Annotated in this window: 18 protein-coding genes; 8 read left to right on the top strand and 10 right to left on the bottom strand. The window is 70.0% G+C overall.

The genetic code is table 11. The annotated features are described in order from the left end of the window. Nucleotides 1-28 precede the first annotated feature (28 nt). The 6 genes from SRB5_RS00455 to SRB5_RS37340 all read right to left on the bottom strand — a co-directional run bounded on the left by SRB5_RS00455 (nucleotide 29) and on the right by SRB5_RS37340 (nucleotide 4505). Nucleotides 29-553, bottom strand: coding sequence for a GNAT family N-acetyltransferase (locus SRB5_RS00455; protein WP_153449379.1), 525 nt, complete (start codon nucleotides 551-553; stop codon nucleotides 29-31). Continuing rightward, nucleotides 550-1056: a phage tail protein gene (locus SRB5_RS00450; protein ID WP_323376674.1), complete on the bottom strand. Its 507-nt coding sequence runs from the start codon at nucleotides 1054-1056 to the stop codon at nucleotides 550-552. The genes SRB5_RS00455 and SRB5_RS00450 overlap by 4 nt, the downstream gene beginning before the upstream one ends. After that, nucleotides 1037-1495: a DUF6916 family protein gene (locus SRB5_RS00445; protein ID WP_153449378.1), complete on the bottom strand. Its 459-nt coding sequence runs from the start codon at nucleotides 1493-1495 to the stop codon at nucleotides 1037-1039. The genes SRB5_RS00450 and SRB5_RS00445 overlap by 20 nt, the downstream gene beginning before the upstream one ends. Nucleotide 1496: 1 nt before the next feature. After that, nucleotides 1497-2393 (bottom strand): SH3 domain-containing protein, encoded by an 897-nt coding sequence (locus tag SRB5_RS36980; protein ID WP_323376673.1) that lies wholly within the window; start codon nucleotides 2391-2393, stop codon nucleotides 1497-1499. Nucleotides 2394-2586: 193 nt separating this feature from the next. Continuing rightward, nucleotides 2587-3597 (bottom strand): GDSL-type esterase/lipase family protein, encoded by a 1011-nt coding sequence (locus SRB5_RS00435; RefSeq protein ID WP_153449832.1) that lies wholly within the window; start codon nucleotides 3595-3597, stop codon nucleotides 2587-2589. Beyond that, the gene (locus tag SRB5_RS37340) at nucleotides 3543-4505 is read right to left on the bottom strand and encodes an ArsR/SmtB family transcription factor (protein WP_153449376.1); all 963 of its coding nucleotides are present in this window, start codon (nucleotides 4503-4505) and stop codon (nucleotides 3543-3545) included. Before SRB5_RS37340 ends, SRB5_RS00435 begins: the two co-directional genes overlap by 55 nt. A gap of 432 nt (nucleotides 4506-4937) precedes the next feature. Here SRB5_RS37340 and SRB5_RS00425 point away from each other — a divergent pair, with 432 nt between their 5' ends. The 7 genes from SRB5_RS00425 to SRB5_RS00395 are packed head-to-tail and all read left to right on the top strand — an operon-like array spanning nucleotide 4938 to nucleotide 13097. Beyond that, nucleotides 4938-6365 carry an aspartate aminotransferase family protein gene (locus SRB5_RS00425; RefSeq protein WP_153449375.1) on the top strand — a complete coding sequence of 476 codons (1428 nt, stop codon included), beginning with the start codon at nucleotides 4938-4940 and terminating at the stop codon, nucleotides 6363-6365. Beyond that, complete coding sequence (locus tag SRB5_RS00420; RefSeq protein WP_153449374.1) at nucleotides 6359-7432, top strand: NAD-dependent epimerase/dehydratase family protein; 1074 nt, start codon at nucleotides 6359-6361, stop codon at nucleotides 7430-7432. Before SRB5_RS00425 ends, SRB5_RS00420 begins: the two co-directional genes overlap by 7 nt. After that, nucleotides 7432-8604, top strand: a complete 1173-nt coding sequence (locus SRB5_RS00415) for an endonuclease/exonuclease/phosphatase family protein (protein WP_153449373.1) — start codon at nucleotides 7432-7434, stop codon at nucleotides 8602-8604. Before SRB5_RS00420 ends, SRB5_RS00415 begins: the two co-directional genes overlap by 1 nt. A 49-nt stretch (nucleotides 8605-8653) precedes the next feature. Further along, entirely contained in the window at nucleotides 8654-9790 is a 1137-nt protein-coding gene (locus SRB5_RS00410) for a glycosyltransferase family 4 protein (protein WP_323376671.1), read from the top strand. After that, nucleotides 9787-10755, top strand: a complete 969-nt coding sequence (locus tag SRB5_RS00405; RefSeq protein WP_153449372.1) for a UbiA prenyltransferase family protein — start codon at nucleotides 9787-9789, stop codon at nucleotides 10753-10755. The genes SRB5_RS00410 and SRB5_RS00405 overlap by 4 nt, the downstream gene beginning before the upstream one ends. 55 nt (nucleotides 10756-10810) lie before the next feature. Further along, the gene (locus tag SRB5_RS00400; RefSeq protein WP_194292789.1) at nucleotides 10811-12142 is read left to right on the top strand and encodes a glycosyltransferase family 4 protein; all 1332 of its coding nucleotides are present in this window, start codon (nucleotides 10811-10813) and stop codon (nucleotides 12140-12142) included. Next, nucleotides 12135-13097: a lysylphosphatidylglycerol synthase domain-containing protein gene (locus SRB5_RS00395; RefSeq protein WP_153449370.1), complete on the top strand. Its 963-nt coding sequence runs from the start codon at nucleotides 12135-12137 to the stop codon at nucleotides 13095-13097. Before SRB5_RS00400 ends, SRB5_RS00395 begins: the two co-directional genes overlap by 8 nt. 329 nt (nucleotides 13098-13426) lie before the next feature. On the opposite strand, the gene SRB5_RS00390 is transcribed toward SRB5_RS00395, so the two are convergent. The 3 genes from SRB5_RS00390 to SRB5_RS00385 all read right to left on the bottom strand — a co-directional run bounded on the left by SRB5_RS00390 (nucleotide 13427) and on the right by SRB5_RS00385 (nucleotide 14486). Further along, nucleotides 13427-13852: a contact-dependent growth inhibition system immunity protein gene (locus tag SRB5_RS00390; RefSeq protein ID WP_153449369.1), complete on the bottom strand. Its 426-nt coding sequence runs from the start codon at nucleotides 13850-13852 to the stop codon at nucleotides 13427-13429. A 26-nt stretch (nucleotides 13853-13878) separates the two neighbouring features. Then, a complete protein-coding gene (locus SRB5_RS36975) occupies nucleotides 13879-14013 on the bottom strand; it encodes a hypothetical protein (protein WP_267132561.1) in 135 nt (44 codons plus the stop codon). An 80-nt stretch (nucleotides 14014-14093) separates the two neighbouring features. Then, nucleotides 14094-14486, bottom strand: a complete 393-nt coding sequence (locus SRB5_RS00385; protein ID WP_194292788.1) for a VOC family protein — start codon at nucleotides 14484-14486, stop codon at nucleotides 14094-14096. A gap of 114 nt (nucleotides 14487-14600) precedes the next feature. Here SRB5_RS00385 and SRB5_RS00380 point away from each other — a divergent pair, with 114 nt between their 5' ends. Next, nucleotides 14601-15329 carry a cytidylate kinase family protein gene (locus tag SRB5_RS00380; RefSeq protein WP_323376669.1) on the top strand — a complete coding sequence of 243 codons (729 nt, stop codon included), beginning with the start codon at nucleotides 14601-14603 and terminating at the stop codon, nucleotides 15327-15329. Between the two features lie 116 nt (nucleotides 15330-15445). Here SRB5_RS00380 and SRB5_RS00375 read toward each other — a convergent pair whose 3' ends face one another. Continuing rightward, nucleotides 15446-16081 carry a helix-turn-helix domain-containing protein gene (locus SRB5_RS00375; protein ID WP_153449366.1) on the bottom strand — a complete coding sequence of 212 codons (636 nt, stop codon included), beginning with the start codon at nucleotides 16079-16081 and terminating at the stop codon, nucleotides 15446-15448. Nucleotides 16082-16124 lie beyond the last annotated feature (43 nt).

The raw sequence follows: 16124 nt of genomic DNA, 5'->3' as shown, positions 1-16124 counted from the left end.
GTGAGCCGCAGTTCGCGGGGCGGTCCGGTCACGGACCGCCCCGCTGGTTCCGCAACGGCGCCGTCGTGGCCACGTCGTGTGTTATTGATCTCCAGTCAGCCTGCCGGTGGAGGAAGAGATCCAGCTCGTCGCCGCCCCGGGGCCGGAATCCCAGGCGGGTGTAGAGGCGCTGGGCCGGCAGGTTGGTCCGGGCGACGTTCAGGGAGAGCGGGCCGGTGCAGCGGGTCAGGGCCCGGGTCGCGAGCCCGCGTTGCCGGTGTTCCGGGGCGATGGCGAGGTCGATGACGCGGCGGGTGCCGTCCGTGTCCGGGCGCGAGAGCCGCAGGCGGCCCGCCGGGGCGCCGTCGACCTCGATGATCTCCAGGCGTCCCGGCGGACAGCGCTGTGCCCAGTCGCGTTCACGGGCCTCGTACTGCATGCCCACCACGAACGCGCGCTCGCGCTCCGGCCAGGCGTGGAGACCGAGCGAGGACTCCAGCCCCGCGGCGAAGAGCCGTTGCAGGAAGCCGGTGTCCCCGGGCTCCTGCTCCCGGAACGTGACGGCCGGGGTCACGGCCGCGAGGGGAAGATGCCCGAGAGCGCGATGATGAAGTTCACGCAGAGGTAGGGCTGGACGTTCGGGTGCGGCTGACCGCCCCCGGTGGGCTGGACGGCTCCCGGGTGCATGGCGGCGGTCGGGGCCTCGGTGCTGTAGTAGCCGCCGTTGGCCGGCGCTGCTCCCGGGACCCGGTTGGTGTCCTGGCGGGAGTTCACGCCGGTCAGGGCATGGGTGTGCGGGGGGAGCTCGCCGGTGGTCAGCGTGACGGTCTCCGTGCCGCCGGCCTCGCCGAGGTCGTGGGAGGAGAGGCCGGGGCCCTGGCCCGGGTGCATCGGGACGCGGCCGCGCAGGTCGGGGAGGGCGAAGTCGGTCGTTCCGTTGCCTCCGTAGGTGGTGCCGAGGAGGCTGAACAGTGCGGTGTTCTGGTTGATCGACAGCAACTGGCCGTTGCACAGCGCCCAGCCGACGGGGGCGAAGTTGAAGCCGGCCATGCGGATCTCACCGAGGAACGGGTCCACCGTCCACCGCCTTTCCGCTGCCCTTGGTGGGCAGCCATGTGTTGACCAGGGCCAGATAGTCCGGTTTCGGTCCCGTAGGGCTCAGGAAGAGGCCGAGCGGGCCGAGGCCCGGTGCGTTCAGGGTGTGGATGCCCTCGTCCAGGGGCGGGCCGGAGTGCCCGGTGAAGCGGATCGTGAAGACGTCGCCCCGGCCCGGCATACGGTTCCTGCGGGTGCTGTGCGCGCGGTCCCGGACCGCGGCGACCCTGAGGGCGGAGCCGGGTTGGCCGGCGACGTCCATCCGGGTCCCGACGAGCGTCCGCCAGGTGGTGAGCGCGTAGAGGGGGACGCGGCGGCCGGTCGCCTGCGCCCGGTGGGCGCCGACCACTTCCGACGGTACGGCGAGGGCGGCGCCGAGGGCGGCCGCGCGGCGCAGGGCGGCGCGTCTGGTGACGGTCATCTCAGGGCTCCAGCACGGTGGACCAGCGGACGTCGCGCAGGTCGCCGGTGAGGTGCTCGACCTCCGCGGCGACGGTGTCGCCCGCCGCGAAGGCGATGGGGACGCCCACGGTCGCGGTGCACGTGCCGGTGGCGTCGGTGGTGCAGGTGAGGGCTGTGGGCGTGCCGTTGCGGACGACGGTGACGGTGATGCCCTGCGCCGATTCCCCGGCCTCGACGCGCAGGGTGCGGATGTGGCCGGCGGCCGGCAGCGGTGTGGCGACCTCATCGGCCGAGGCGCCGAGGTTGGCCTGCCCGGACGCGCCGACGAAGCCGTCGGTCTCCCCGGTGTCGACGAAGCTCACCAGCCCCGTGAGAACGGCCGAGTTGCCCGGTGCTCCGGTGGGACCGGCCGGCCCCTGCGATCCCGTGGGTCCCTGGGGGCCCTGAGGACCGGTGGGTCCCTGGGGTCCCTGCGCGCCGGTCTCGCCCTGCGGGCCGGCCGGGCCGGTGGCACCCGGTGGGCCCTGCGGACCGGGGACGCCCGGCTCGTAGCACAGCGGTACGGGGCCCGAGGCTTTGACGTAGCGGGCGGTCACCCAGCCCGTGCGGTTCGCGAGCTTGTACCAGGTGGTGTTCTTGTCGATGCTCTCGCCGGATGCCTTGCACCACAGATCGATCCGGGTGCCGTGGGCGTAACTGCCCAGGACCGGCGAACTGGTTTCCGGCAGGGCGCGGATGTTCAGGCTCTTCTTCGCCGTGACGATCCCGTCGACCGCCGCCCGCGACACGTTCCGCTGCGCCTGCGTGGCAGCGGCATCCGGCGGCCCTTGACCCGCTGCCGCGGGTCCGCCCAGCCCACACGCCAGCCCGAGGCCCACCGCCCCCGTAACCAGCGACGACACCACAGTCCCGCGCACCAGACCCACCACGCCTTCCACCGAGCATCTGCCAAGTCAAGGAGACGCTCAGAGGTAACCGCATGTACGTACGGAAAGGCGCTGCGACACGAACAAATCCGAACAGAATGTACGCGGGACTGCCCGTTCGGCCGAGCGCCCGCCCATGCCGCGGGAGGCAGCCGTCCTGCGCTCACGGCCGGCGCCGCGCCCGTCAGCCGGCGAAGGGGCCGTCGCCGGCGAACACGAGCCGGGCGAAGTTCTCGCCGATACGGCGGTGTCCTTCGGGGCTGGGATGGATCGCGTCCGGCAGCGGGAACTCGTCGTGGTCGCTCTCCCCGTACAGGTCGCGTCCGTCGAGGTAGTGGAGGTTCGGGTCCTCGGCGGCCCGCTGCCCGACGATGTCGGCGAGTACGTCGCGGACGATCGTGAGCGTCAGCCGTCCGGCGGCGGTTTCCGCCGGATCACCGGTGGCCCTGAACCGCAGTGTCCCGCCCACGAGGTCCGGCACGAGAGGGCCGGGGGTGTCCTCCTGGACCGGGCACAGGATCGGCGACACGACCAGCAGGGGCGTTGTCGGGTGGCCGTCGCGGATGGTGTCGAGGAAGCCGTGGACGGCGGGGGCGAAGGCGCGCAGGCGCATGGTGTCGGCGTTGACGACGTTGATGCCGAGTTTGACGCTGATCAGGTCCGCGGGGGTGTCCCGCATCGCGCGTGCGGTGAACGGGTCCACCAGGGCGCCGCCGCCGAAGCCGAGGTTGATCAGCTCCACGCTGCCGGCGGCCGCGGCCAGGGCGGGCCAGATGGTGCTCGGGCGCACGGCGTTCGAGCCGTGGCTGATCGAGCTGCCGTGGTGCAGCCACACCCGGCGCCCGCCGGCCGGGGCCGGCTCGACGGGGGCGTCGGTGCGCAGGGCGATCACCTCGGTGACCTCCGTGTGCGGAAGCCAGATCTCGACGTCCTTCTCGCTCCCGGGGAGACCGGTGAAGCGGGCGGTGCCCGGCTGTCCCGCGGTGAACTCCTCGGCCTGGGTGACCATGTCGGTGATCGTGCGGAGGTTCCCGCCCTCCACGGTGGCCCGGGCCGTGAGCCGGCCGTCGACCAGCAGGTCGTACACGCCGCCCGGCGGGGACGGGAAACCCCGGTACGCGCGTACGACCGCTCGGAACGCTAGGCAGGTGCTCCGGCGATGAGTTCGAGGCCGAGTGGTGTGCAGGTGTGCCAGACCGCCTGGCCCACGCGCTTGCTGACGATCAGGCGGGCGTGCCGCAGTGCCTTGGTGTGTTCGGAGACGGACGACTTGCTGATGTCGAGTTCGCGTGCCACGTCCGTGGCGGTGTGCTGCTGGATGAGCATGGCCAGGATGGCGGTACGAGTGCGCCCGAGGAGGGCGGCCACCGGATCGGCTTTCGACGACTCCTCCAGCAGGGGCAGCGGAGTCACGGCAGGATAGACGAACACCGCGGGCCCCTGAGGGTAGGCGCCGATCACCTGGCGGTCCGCCCAGAATGCCGAGGGCAGGAGGGTGAGTCCGCGCCCCGCCAGGTGGATGTCGCGGTCCTCCCGGGAGTCGATCTCCAGGACTGCTTCCCGCCAGCGGACTCCGTGGGTGACGCCGGCCAGCATCGAGTGGATTCCGTGCCGGGCGAGGGTGTGGCTGCGCCACGCCCGCTCGGCGTGGTAGGCGGAGGTGATTCTCTCCCAGACCGGGGCCAGCAGACCGTTGTACCCGGTGCGTACGGCGTTCTGAAGGGTCTTCCACGCATCGCGGTCCTTCCGGGCGAGGCGGCTGATCCACGGGGTCTGCGGGCGGCCGGTGCGGCACACGCGTTGCAGTTCGGCGCGTACGAAGGCGGCAGGGCTCGATCGGATCTGGTCCATGCCGTCCTCCAGTCCCCGGCTCAGGGGGGCGAGGAACAAAGGACCCTTGCCGGTCGGTGGGACGAGTTCCAGCAGGGGACGGGCGGCGCGGGGGAAGGTGCGCAGCGCGCGCTGCTGCCACCGGGAGAAGACCGGGTCGATGCCTGGTTGCTGCAGCATGGCTGTGGCCAGGACAAGTTCCATCAGTGGCGCTGGTGCCGGCGCCAAGGTGACCTTGAGAAGGTCCTCCAGCGTGAAGTGCACACGAAGCACCGATTCCTCCTTGTATTCGGTTCCGGACCGCGTTGAAGCTGCACTATTCGGACGACGCCGAACCTCTTGCGGTGTTCCAGGTCGACCGCCCACCCTATAGCTACGTGAGCATGTCAAGTCTCACCGTTGTTCCCGGGACAAGGAAGAGTGCAAACCGGACAGGTCTGTGCCGAAGTGTTCGGCCGGCCCCGATGGGAAGGAAAGACCGCCGAATGCGCGAACTCACCCCACGCAGGTATCCGTCGATTCATTCTGCATGCGCTGCTCGACGTCCGGGCGCCTGTCTGTCGAATGTGAAGTTGCAACTTCCTCGAGTCGCCACGGAGATGCGGCGGCGATCCCACGGACAAGGCGCGGTGGGGGCGGCCGGGAAAGGGCACGACTCTTCGCCGTAGATGTCGGGGCGCCCGAAAACGTCGATCGGAAGGACCCATGGCAGACCTCATAAGCCTGGAAGAGGCCGAGAAGCTGGACGTCAGGGACGTGCACGAACTCCACCGCAGGTACATCAACAAGAGCCAGGTCAGACTGATGACCTCCTTCGGCTTCGGCCGGGAGCTCGTCGATCATGCCGAGGGCGCATACATCTACACCCGTGACGGCCGCAAGATCATGGATTTCACCGGCGGAGTCGGCGTGCTCAACCACGGGCACAATCATCCGCGCATTCTCGCTGCCCGCCGGCGCTTCCAGGAACAGCGGCGCATGGAGGTGCACAAAACCTACTTCTCGCCGTACCTGGCGGCCCTGGGTCACAACCTGGCGGTGGTCCTGCCCGGTGACCTGAACCGTTCGTTCCTGCCGAATTCCGGGGCCGAGGCGATCGAAGGCGCGGTCAAACTGGCGTACAAATACCACGGCGGCAGGCGGAAGCGGATCCTGCGCGCGGACTGCGGCTTCCACGGGAAGCTCCTCGGCTCCGGCGGGCTCACCGGCGGAGCGCAGAATAAATTTGAATTCCCAACCATTCCTGGCATCGGCACCTTCGAGTACGGCGACATCGGCTCGGTCCGGCGGGCTCTCGCGGACAACCGGGACGCGCGCGGCGGCAGCGACGTGTACGCACTTCTCGTCGAGCCGTTCAGCGCGTCGACCATGCGCTGGTGCTCCGAGGAATTCCTGCGCGAACTGCGCGACTTGTGCACGGCCGAGGACATCGTGCTGATCTTCGACGAGATCTACACCGGCTGGGGCAAGACCGGCAGCATGTTCTACTTCACCCGGTACGAGGGCCTGGTGCCCGACGTGGTGACGACATCGAAGTCGTTCGGCGGCGGCAAGTCCTCCGTCTCCGCCTACGTGGCGCGTGAGCCGGTCTTCCGCAAGGCGTACGACAACATGGCCGACGCCATGACGCAGAGCACGAGCACCACGTACTACGGCTTCGGCGAGGAGACCGCGACGGCCCTCGAGGCCGTCGCCGTAGCCGTCGAGGACGACTATCCGGGCCGGGCCCGCGCCCTGGAAGCCGTACTGCAGCCGGGACTGGAGCGCATCCGCAAGACCTACCCCGACCTGATCGCCGAGGTACGCGGCGCCGGCGCCCTCCACGGGGTGTTCCTGTCCGGCGGGCCCAGGATCCTGGACCTCATCGGCAAGCTGCCCGCCGGAGAACTGGCCAAGGACCCCCTGATCCGCACGAAGATCATCACCGCGGCGGTCATCGACACTCTGTACCGCAAGCACGACATCTACACCTACAACACACTCAACGGACGCAGCCCGCTGGTCGTGAGCCCCCCACTGGTCGCCGGCCCCGAAGAGGCCGAACGCTTCCTCGGCGCCCTGGAGGCCACCCTCGCCGAGGGTATGAACAGGCTCCTCGGCCGCTTCGTACGAGAGCGGGTGAGCTCATGGTGACCGGGCCCCGATCCGCCCTCCCGGGCCGCATCGCCGTCACCGGCGCCGCCGGCGTACTCGGTACCCACCTCGTGAAACGCCTCCTGACGGCGGACACCGAGGTCCACGCCTTCGATCTGAAGCCGGTGCCCACGACACCCGGGATCAAGCCGTTCACCGGGGACATCCGCGACGCGAACGCCCTTGCCGCGGCCTTCGAGGGCGTCGAGGCCGTGGTGCACTGCGCCTCCGCACTGCCCAGCTACCCCGCCGCCGACATCCGGTCGATCATCGTCGCAGGCACCACCACCGTGCTGGAAGCGGCCCGCGCCGCGGCCGTGCCCCGCGTGCTGCACATCTCCTCGACCGCCGTCTACGGCCTGCCCCGGCTGGTCCCCACGCCCGAGGACCACGCACTCGAGCCGGTGGATGCCTACAGTTCCGCGAAGGCGGAAGCGGAGCAGGCCGTCCTGCGGTTCCGGGAGCAGGGCATGTGCGTGCCGGTGTTGCGGCCCAAAACCTTCCTGGGGCCCGGCAGGATGGGGCTGTTCGACATGCTCTTCCAATGGGCCGAGGAGGGCAGGAACTTCCCCGTGCTCGGAAAGGGCGACGTGCGCATCCAGATGCTGGGGCTGGACGACCTCGTGGACGCGGTGCTCGAGGTGCTGCGCGCCCCGGACGCGGTGGCCTGCGACACGTACAACATCGGCGCCGCCGAATTCGGCACCCTGCGCCAGGACTTCCAGCGCGTGCTGGACACGGCGGGGCACGGCAAGCGCGTGGTGTCGGTGCCCGCCGGACCCGCGGTGGCGACGCTGCGCTTTCTGGAGCGGACGAAGCTGTCCCCCGTGTACGGCAGGCTGGTGTTCAAGCTGCTGGCCGATTCCTACGTCAGCGTCGACAAGGCCCGGGAGAAGCTCGGCTTCCGCCCCCGGTTGTCCAATCAGGACGCCATTCTCCGTACGTACGACTGGTGGCGCGAGCAGCGTGCGGCCAGGGCAGACGTCCCGGCGGGCAGGGGCGGTGGCCGGACCAGCAGGGACCCGTGGCGGCAGGGGGCGCTCGGACTCGCGAAGGTGTTCTTCTGATGGACGCCACGGTCACGCCCGCGCCTCGTGCCGACGAGGACGTTACGGCACAGGAACCGGACGCGCCGCAAGAGGCTGCCCCCGGATGGTGCTGGGGAACACGACTGCTGGTGGCGGGTACGGCGCTGTGGTCGGTCTTCCTCGCCCTGCACGTCCTGCTCGTCGGCCGCTGGTGGCCCTGGCACGTCTTCGAGATCGTTCCGCCCCTGGCCCTGATGGCGGTGCCCCTGCTGCTGCTCGGCCTCGCGCCGTTCGCCGGGCCGGTGCGCCGGTGGCTGTCCGCGGTCCTGGTGCTCCTGCTGCTGGCCGGGGCGGACGCGGCCGGCGTCGGATGGCCGAGCAGCGGCGCGGGCAGCACTCGGGGCACACAGGTCAAGGTCTTCGCGTGGTCCACGGACTACTGGCAGATGGCGGCCGGCGACAAGGAGGCCTTCTACGCCTTCCTCCGCCGCCAGGACGCCGACGTGTATCTCCTGCACGAATACCTCAACTGGAACTACACCAACCCGGACGAGCAGAAGATCTGCACCAGCCCCGTCCTCATCGACGACTCGGCCCGGTTGCACGCGGAGTTCCCCGGATACCGCCTCCTCGTACAGGGCGAGCTGCTCACCCTGACCCGGCTGCCCGTCGTCGCGGCACCCCGCCAGCGTGTGCCCGCCACGGGCGACGACTGGTACTGGAAGGGATCGAAGTCCCAGCGCACCGACATCCGGGTCGGCCGGCGCACCGTCTCCTTCTACAACGTGCACCTGCCCATTCGTTTCCGGCCCTGCGACATCCGCTACGGATGGGGGAGTTTCTACCGGGCCAGCCACGACCAGGCCAACTGGTGGCTGCGGGAACACCGCAGGCTGCGCGCGGATCTGGCCGGCAACTCCCATCCGGTCGTCGTGGCCGGCGACTTCAACAACGCCTGGATGAACCGCTACGGACTCGGAGCCGGCACCCGGACGCAGGACCCGACCGGTTCCCTGTTCCCCGCCCTCTCCTGGCCCGCCTGCGAAGGCTCCTGCTCACTCCCCGAGAGCTGGCGCCTGCTGCCCCGGATGTGGCGCTTCGACTGGCTGTTCACCTCCCAGGACCTGGCCGTCCCGAGCTACCGCCTCGGCGGTGGCGAGGACCTCTCCGACCACTCGGCCCAGAAGATCCGCCTGATCGTCCCGGACTAGATCCCTTTCCCCGACCGGACACCGATCTCGCCCCAGAAAGGGACACTTCGTGCTGCAACCAGACACATTCGATGTCACGGTGATGCTCGACTACTACAGCCCGTACGTCAGTGGCCTGACAGAAGCCGCGCGGCTGACCGCCGAGGGGCTCGCGGGCCGGGGCTGGAAGGTCGCGGTGGTCTGCGCCCAGCACGATCCCGCGCTCGCCCGTCACGAGATCGTCAACGGTGTCCACATCTTCAGGGCACCGGTACTCGCCCGGATCAGCAGGGGTTTCGTCAGCCCTCAGCTGCCTCTGCTCGCCGGACGTCTGGCGGCCCGCTCACGCATCGTCCACGTGCATCTCCCCAACCCCGAGGCCGCGTTCGTCGCCGCCCTCAGGCACAGCGCGAGGCTGGTGGTCACGTACCACATCGACGTCTTCCTGCCCGACAGCCCCGTCAACCGTTTCGGGATGTGGGCCGTCGACCAGTCGTGCAAGGCCGCCGTACGCCGGGCGGACCTGGTCATCACCAACAGCGAGGACCAGGCACGCGGGTCCCGTATCTGGCCCACCATCAGACGCCGGCGACTGCAGCCCATCTCCTCGCCGTGCGTGGACCGCAACGGCGGCGAACCCCGGCTGCGCGACGGGGACGGGCTGCACATCGGTTTCATGGGCCGCATCACCGTGGACAAGGGCATCGAATACCTCGTACGGGCCTTCCGCACCCTGGACGACCCCCGGGCACGACTTCTGATCGCGGGGGACCACGAGACGGTGGCGGGCGGCAGCAACATCGCCCACCTCCGGCGGGAGGCCGGCAACGACCGGCGGATCCGCTTCACGGGGCTGCTGCGCGGTGACGCCGTGCGTGACTTCTACGCCTCGATCGACGTATTCGCGCTGCCCTCGATCTCGGAGTCCTTCGGCATCGTCCAGGTCGAGGCGATGATGGCGGGCATTCCTCCCGTGAGCACGGATCTGCCCGGTTCGCGCTATCCCATCGCGGCCACAGGCTTCGGACGGCTCGTACCGCCCAGGGATCCGGAGGCGTTGCGGGCGGCCATTTCGGAGATGGCCGAACTTCCCGCCGAGGACAGGGAGTCAGGTCGCGAGGTGGCGACGAAGCTATTCGGCGGGGAGGCGTTCCTCGACGCGCACGAAGAGGCGTTCCGTGACCTTCTGAGCGGGAGCCGACCGTGAAGGGGCCGGCCGGCGAGGACACGGTGGTCGACCAGGACGCCCCGCCCGCGCCCCCGACCCGGCAAGGGGTGGTAGGAACCACGCGCCGGCGCTCCCGATTACCGGCATGGCCGGCGCTGCTGCGCCCCCGCCAGTGGGTGAAGAACCTCTTCGTCCTCGTCATCCCGTTGGCCGTGCACCCCGCGGCGCTCCTGCACCACATCACCCCGGCACTCGCCACGCTGGTCACGTTCACGGCCGCCTCCGCCACGGTCTACGTCGTCAACGACTGGCTCGACCGCGAACAGGACCGGCTGCACCCGGTCAAACGCCATCGGCCTCTGGCGAGCGGCCGAGTGGGCCCGTTCGGCGCGTTGCTCCTGGGCACCGGCTGTCTGACGGTCCTCGTGGTCCTCGGGGCGCGGCTCCCGCCGGCGGTACAGGCCGTCACAGCCGCCTACCTGATGCTCAACGTGGCCTATTGCCTGGCGCTGAAGAACTACCCGCTGGTCGACGTCAGCGTGATAGCGATCGGCTTCGCCCTCCGGGCGCTGGCAGGCTGCCTCGCCGTGTCGGCACCCTTCAACCCGCCACTGATCATCTCCGTGTACTGCGCCTGCCTGCTGATGGCGCTCGGCAAACGCCGCCACGAACTGGTCGCCGCCGAGCTCCGGGAACAGGCGGCCGCGCAGCGACCCGCCCTCACGGGATACTCGGTGCCGCTGCTCGACCAGTTGATGGTCCTGCTGCTGGCCGCCTCGCTGATCAGTTACGAACTGTTCGTCCTTGCCGCGCCACATCCACACGCCGCTGTGACGGCCGTCGTCACCATGCCCCTCGCGATCTTCGCCCTGTGCCGCTATCTGCAGCTGATCGCCATGCGCCGTGTCAGTGAGGAGCCGGGCCGTGACGTACTCACGGACATACCACTCGTGATCAACGCCGTCCTGTGGCTGACCGCTCTGACCGTCGGCCGGATTCTCTGAGCCGCACCTGGTCGGCCCTCACAGGGATGAGGGCCGCGGAGAGAGGATGATCCACGTGAGTCGCCCGAGCCCGGCCGACCGCACCGCCCCACCACGCCCCCCGCTGCGGCAGGTGATCGTGGTCTGCCACCAGTACCCGCCCTGGACCCCGGGTGGCCTCGCGGAGTACGCACGGCGGTTCGTCCAGTGCGTACGACAGGAGCGTGCCGACGTACCCCTGATCCTGTACACCCTGAACTGCCCGGCGAACGTCCCCCGCCGGGAGCGGCACGGCTCGGTGACGATCCGCCGGCCCTGGCTGCCGGGCTGGCTCAAGCGGCGTGTCGCGGCGCCGAAGAACCGTCTGGCGCCCAGCGGCCGGGCCCTGTTCGCGCTGTCCCTGATCGCGTTCAACCTGGCCGTGCTGCCCGCGCTCGTACGAGCCCGCCGATCGGGCACGGTGGTGGCCGTGCACGACTGGCAGAGCGCCCCGGCCGGGATCCTCGCGGCCGCCGTGCTGCGGCTGCCCGTGATCTATCACGTGCACAACACCGAGGCGACCATGACCGAGCAGCCCGACGTGACGGACTCCTTCCGGCTGGTCGACACCGTTCAGCGGCTGCTCGCCCGGGTCGCGGCCCTGATCGTCGTGCCCACTCCGGAGCTGGGGCGGCTGGCCGTCGCGCACGGCTGGCGGGCGGACCGCATGAGTGTCGTCCCTCACGGCTGCGAGACCGGTGCCGTCGTCCCGGCCGCGGATCTCGACGACGAGCGGGAGCGGTCGCGAAGAGAGCTCCGCGCGGAACTCCAACTGCCCGCGGACACCCCGCTGCTGGTCTTCGCCGGCCGGCTCAGCCCGGTCAAGGGGGTGACCACGCTGCTGCACGCGCTGCCCGCTGTCGCCCGCAGCCACCCCGGCGTTCACCTGGTGATGCTCGGCGTCGGCCTCGAAGGCACGGACCAGGACGCGGCGGTGGACCGGCTGGTCACCGAACTCGGCATCGCAGACCGGACGCACGTCTACCACCGCTATCTGCCCCAGGAAGACGTACGACGCCACTATCTCGCCGCCGACGCCTGCGTCTTCCCCTCCCGCTACGAGCCGTTCGGGCTGGTGTCCGTCGAGGCGATGGCCCTGGCGGCGCCGGTAGTACTCGGACCCGGCTTCTCCACGCTGATATCCGACGACCAGGCCAGCGGCGGGCCCGCCGCGCTGCGGATGCGCGGCGACACCCCCGACGAACTCGCCGCCCTCCTCTGCCGACTGCTGGACGATCCCGCCGCCGCCACCCGCCTGGCCGCCCGGGGCCAGGCCCACGCCCGCCGCAACTTCCGCTGGCCGGCCACCATCACCCGTACCCTCGGCCTGTACGAGAGCCTGACGCACCGGCAGCCCGCCCGTGGATGACACCTACCGCCGCCGAAAGCCCCGCCGGCGAACGCTGACCGGCTGGGCACTGGCCTGCCTCATCGTGACCGGACTCGCCCTGGCCCTCCGCGAACAGGACTGGTCGGCCACCCGCTCCATGCTGACCCCGGGGGCGCTTCCCCTCCTGCTGCTCTCCTGCGTGATCAACGTGGCGGCCCTGCTCTGCGCCATGATGTCCTGGCGCAGCATCCTTGCCGATCTGGGACATCTCCTGCCCCGCCGCACCGCCGCCGGCATCTACTTCGTCGGCATGAGCGCCAAGTACGCACCCGGCGCGATCTGGGTGGCACTCACCCAGGCCCGGCTCGCCCGGACGGTGGGCGTCGGAACGCTGGTCACCGTCGCCGTCTCGCTGCTCAACATTCCCGTCGTGCTCCTGACCGGGATGGTCGTAGGCAGCCTGGCCGCGCCCCTGCTGTTCGGCGCCTGGAGCTGGCTGCTGCTGCTCCCGGCCGCGGCACTGGCCTTCGTACTCGCGCGCCCGTCGCTGGTCGGACGCGCCGCGCAGGCGGCCGCCCGGCTGCTTCGCCGCGAACTGACCGCATCCGGCACGGGACACCGGATCCGCGCGGCCATCGGCTGGCAACTCGCCTGCCGCCTGATCTCCGGCCTCCACCTGTGGCTGCTCACGCTCCTCATGGGCGCGCCCATCGCCGAGTCCCTGGTGATCAGCATCGGAGCATTCGCGCTGGCCACGGGAATCAGCTCGGTCGTCGTGGTCCTGCCTGACGGCGCCCTCATCCGCGAAACGGTCCTGATCGGAACCCTCTCCCAGGTGCTCCCCATCCCCGAGGCCACGGCCGTCGCAGTGGCCAGCCGCGCAGTCTGCCTCTTCACGGACCTCCTGACCGGAGCCGTGTGCGCCCCGGCCATGGCATCGCGCCTCCGGCGTCGGGAGACCATGACGGAACACGACAGGTCGGCCGCATTCTGACTTCCTCGCAGGGACGATGGGCTTCTTGCCGGATGAGGACAGGGAGGCCGGCTCCCGGCCGTGAGTGCCGAACAGGACGATGATCGGGCAGGTCTCCACCAGGACGTTGGAGCGGAACCTCTGGTACTGGGACAGCGCCACCCTGAGGCTCCGTCCACTGGTAGCTCCGCACCGGCTCACGGAACGGCACATGGACCACTCCGGCGTCGTACACGTGCGTGGGTCCGGAGCCGGTGCCGCGCAGTACCTACGCGATCCAGCGCCTGGTCCGCCGTCGCAACAGCCGCTCGGGCTTCCAGGAATTCCGTCTGTCGTTCGATGACACCCAGTCAGCGATGCTGTTCGGGTTCGGCCAGATAGCGAGCGAGTTCTTCGGCCGCGCCCTGGGGCAGGTCGACTACCGCCTCGTGCGCCAGGGACGAGATCCTGGTGCGCAACCGGATCCTGAGGTCCGGGAAGGGGGCCCAGGCGGAGGCGGGGAGATTCACTGTGGCGAGCAGGAGGTCGCCCTCGTAGAAGTAGGCGTCGAGCAATGGGTCCTTGAGCAGCGAGCGCACCGCGAGTGGAAGGACGTAGGGCAGTGCCACCTGTTGGGACACCAGGGTGCGCACGTCTGCCGGACCGAGTTCGCCCAGCGGAATCTGCCGCAGCTCATGCACCTTGCGCACCAGACGGGTCGCGTCAGGGGCGGGAGGAGCCCAGCGAGGCGGATCCAGTTCATCCAGCGTGCGCTCGAGGTGCAGCAGACGGTCCATGGGGATCATTGTCGTCGGAGTGGAGCTCAGGTCACTCGGTACTGTGCGAGGTACGACGGATGGTTGCTGCGGTGGTTGCTCATCTCGTCCAGCGCGAGAACAGCCACATCTCGCTGGTGGTGCCGGCACTTCGGCACCACCAGGGAGCCGGGCTCAGCCACTGCCCCTGCCGCGGCTGTCGACCCCAGGGACCGCGACGGCAACGGCCCCCGCAGTGGCGCAGGGCCATCTGTTTCGGGAGCTACGAGGACCGCGGCGGCAGTGAGGCTCGTTCGGATTCGGCCAGGAGTACGCAGAACTCATTGCCCTCCGGGTCGGCGAGCACGACCCACCCCCAGCCGTCGGGCCTTCGGTGGTCGGCTACCAGGGAGGCGCCCAGCGTCAGCAGCCGTTCGACCTCGGCGTCCCGCGAAGTGTCGGGACGCAGGCACAGGTGGAGCCGGTTCTTGCCCACCTTCGGTTCCGGCACCTCGTTGAAGTGCAGGGTCAGGCCGCCCGGCAGCATGACCTCCGTCTCGTCGTCTCCGGGTCGGTCCCCGGGATGGAGCGGACGCCCGGTCACCTCACTCCAGAACCGGGCCAGTCCGTATGCGTCGGTACAGTCCACCGCCATGTTTGCCACTGTCGAAAACATGCGGGTGATCCTCTACGAGCGAACCGGCGGACGCCATCGGATTTGCCGAAGTGGCGTGACGTCCCGGACCGGTTCGCGGACTTCGCGGGACAGCGACGGCCAGGGTGGGTGGCCGTGGCCGGGCATTCGGTACTGAACAGGGAACATGCGGGAGGGACGGCTGTGGAGCAAGGTACTCGCGGTGAGCTGATCGCTCGGCTGGTGGAGGCTGTCGGGTCCGTCACGGTCCCACATCCGCTGCGGGTCGCGATCGACGGGCCGCCGGCGTCCGGGAAGACTACCCTGGCCGACGAGCTTGCCGCGGTCCTGCGGGCACGGGACCGGCATGTCATCCGCGCATGCGTCGATTACTTCCTTCTCCCTCGTGAGCGGCGTTACCGTCGTGGCCGGTACTCGGCCGAGGGCTGCTATTCGGACGCCCACGATCGTGCCGCGCTGTGCCGGGTCCTGTTGGATCCGCTGGGCCCGGGCGGAGACCGGAGGTTCCGGCACGCGGTTTTCGACGGCGGCACCGACACCCCGTTGTCCCTGCCGGTCGCGACCGCTCCCGAGGACGCCGTGCTGCTCTTCGACGGTGTCTTCCTCCTGCGTCCGGAGCTTGTCGACCGGTGGGACCTGCGTATCTTCGTGTCGGTGCCCTTCGAGCGGACGGTGGATCGTGCCCGGGAGCGGGGCGCGGCTGCGTCCACCGCCGAGGTCGCCGAAATCGAACGGTCCTGGCGCGATCGCTATATCCCCGCCCAGCGGCTCTACTTCGCCACGGCCCGTCCGACCGACCACGCCGACATCGTCGTGCACAACGATCAACTCCAACGGCCGTCCTGGGAAGTACGGGCCAGTTAGATCCGGTGTGGACGGGGAGAAGCCGGCTGTACGAGGTCGGCCTCGTGGACCGGGCCTCAGAGACCCTTGCCCGGGCTGGGCCCGCGGGGGAGCGGATCCAAGGGTTCGAGATCGAATTACGGGCGGTCGGGGCGTTCCGGTTGCGTGGGGGAGCCGTCGGATCCGTTGCCGGACGTCGGCGCAGGAGCACTCGCCGCGGGACGGTCGCCGCCGGTGTCGGCGGGGGCTGCTTCGAGGGGGAAGAGGATGGGGCTGATGAGGTATTGCGTGCGGTCGGGGGACGGCTCGTTGGCCAGTTGAGGGGCAATCGCCTCCCGCATGCCGACGATCATCCCGCGCAGCTCCCCGGGGCTGAGCCAGACGGCGTGCTGCCGGTAGCCGACCAGATCGGCCACCGGGTCGGCCGTATCGCGGTCGAGGTACGCGGTGAACTCGGCGGCCAGGGCCGTCAGGGCGGTGGCGAAGGCGCGGCGGTGGTCGTCGGGGGAGAGGGATCCGGCCGTCTCCGGGTCGATGCCCGCATGGTCGCGGCGCAGTCGGTAGTGACGCTCGACCGCGCCGCGTACGCGCTGCTCGCGGGCGACTTCCAGGACCCCGCCGGCGGCCAGCGCGTCGACATGTCGGTAGACCGTGGCCTTGGAGACGTCCCGGATGCGGTCGCACAGTTCGGCGGTCGTGAGCTCCCTCCCGCCGCGCATTGCGTGAATCACCCGCAGTCGTACCGGGTGTGCCAGGAGTTCGAAAGGGTCCATCCTGCAACGATCTCACATCGTGCTACCTTTCGCATTCGTTGAG

Source organism: Streptomyces smaragdinus (assembly GCF_009604385.1).
Classification (GTDB): Bacteria; Actinomycetota; Actinomycetes; order Streptomycetales; family Streptomycetaceae; genus Streptomyces; species Streptomyces smaragdinus.
Note: the sequence above shows the minus strand (reverse complement) of the source record. Positions and strands in the feature narration are given on the sequence as shown.

Bases quoted from the DNA above. Each gene is read 5' to 3' on its own strand.
- SRB5_RS00420 (WP_153449374.1), top strand. From the start codon at position 6,359: ATGGTGACCGGGCCCCGATCCGCCCTCCCGGGCCGCATCGCCGTCACC.
- SRB5_RS00445 (WP_153449378.1), bottom strand. From the start codon at position 1,495: ATGACCGTCACCAGACGCGCCGCCCTGCGCCGCGCGGCCGCCCTCGGC.
- SRB5_RS00390 (WP_153449369.1), bottom strand. From the start codon at position 13,852: ATGGACCGTCTGCTGCACCTCGAGCGCACGCTGGATGAACTGGATCCG.
- SRB5_RS00415 (WP_153449373.1), top strand. From the start codon at position 7,432: ATGGACGCCACGGTCACGCCCGCGCCTCGTGCCGACGAGGACGTTACG.
- SRB5_RS00425 (WP_153449375.1), top strand. From the start codon at position 4,938: ATGGCAGACCTCATAAGCCTGGAAGAGGCCGAGAAGCTGGACGTCAGG.
- SRB5_RS00385 (WP_194292788.1), bottom strand. From the start codon at position 14,486: ATGTTTTCGACAGTGGCAAACATGGCGGTGGACTGTACCGACGCATAC.
- SRB5_RS00375 (WP_153449366.1), bottom strand. From the start codon at position 16,081: ATGGACCCTTTCGAACTCCTGGCACACCCGGTACGACTGCGGGTGATT.